Source organism: Pseudoalteromonas sp. DY56-GL22 (genome assembly GCF_041414715.1).
Lineage (GTDB): Bacteria > Pseudomonadota > Gammaproteobacteria > Enterobacterales > Alteromonadaceae > Pseudoalteromonas > Pseudoalteromonas simplex.
Map to the genome: position 1 here is coordinate 1 of NZ_JANHZR010000027.1, position 1,209 is coordinate 1,209.

Annotated in this window: 1 rRNA gene; it reads right to left on the reverse strand. The window is 49.0% G+C overall.

Annotated elements, in window-relative coordinates:
* A 23S ribosomal RNA gene (locus tag NO991_RS20525) occupies positions 1-1,155 on the reverse strand; the annotation flags it as partial.
* Between the last annotated feature and the right edge of the window lie 54 nt (positions 1,156-1,209).

The following is a 1,209-nucleotide window of genomic DNA, read 5'->3' on the forward strand; positions in this document are numbered from 1 at the left end:
AGTTTGAATCCGCAGCTTCGGTGCATAGTTTAGCCCCGTTACATCTTCCGCGCAGACCGACTCGACCAGTGAGCTATTACGCTTTCTTTAAAGGATGGCTGCTTCTAAGCCAACCTCCTGGCTGTCTGGGCCTTTCCACATCGTTTCCCACTTAACTATGACTTTGGGACCTTAGCTGGCGGTCTGGGTTGTTTCCCTCTTCACGACGGACGTTAGCACCCGCCGTGTGTCTCCCGGATAGTACTTTACGGTATTCGGAGTTTGCAAAGGGTTGGTAAGTCGGGATGACCCCCTAGCCTTAACAGTGCTCTACCCCCGTAAGTATTCGTCCGAGGCTCTACCTAAATAGATTTCGGGGAGAACCAGCTATCTCCCGGTTTGATTAGCCTTTCACTCCTAGCCACAGGTCATCCCCTAACTTTTCAACGTTAGTGGGTTCGGTCCTCCAGTTGATGTTACTCAACCTTCAACCTGCCCATGGCTAGATCACCGGGTTTCGGGTCTATACCTTGCAACTATACGCCCAGTTAAGACTCGGTTTCCCTACGGCTACCCTAATCGGTTAACCTCGCTACAAAATATAAGTCGCTGACCCATTATACAAAAGGTACGCAGTCACCCTCGAAGGGCTCCTACTGCTTGTACGTACACGGTTTCAGGTTCTATTTCACTCCCCTCACAGGGGTTCTTTTCGCCTTTCCCTCACGGTACTGGTTCACTATCGGTCAGTTGGGAGTATTTAGCCTTAGATGATGGTCCACCTATATTCAGTCAAAGTTTCACGTGCTCCGACCTACTCGATTTCACTTAAGATGCATTTTCGTGTACGGGACTATCACCCTGTATCGTCAAACTTTCCAGAATGTTCCACTAACACATAATAAGCTTAAGGGCTGGTCCGGTTTCGCTCGCCGCTACTTCCGGAATCTCGGTTGATTTCTGTTCCTACGGGTACTTAGATGTTTCAGTTCTCCGCGTTCGCCTCTTACACCTATGTATTCAGTGCAAGATACCTGCAAGCAGGTGGGTTTCCCCATTCGGAAATCCTAGTCTCAAGCGCTTTTTACTAGCTTGACTAGGCTTATCGCAAGTTAATACGTCCTTCATCGCCTCCAACTGCCAAGGCATCCACCGTGTACGCTTAGTCACTTAACCATACAACCCAAACGGGTCTTTGTTAGTGACAGCTGTTAACTTCGCCAGAAGTTA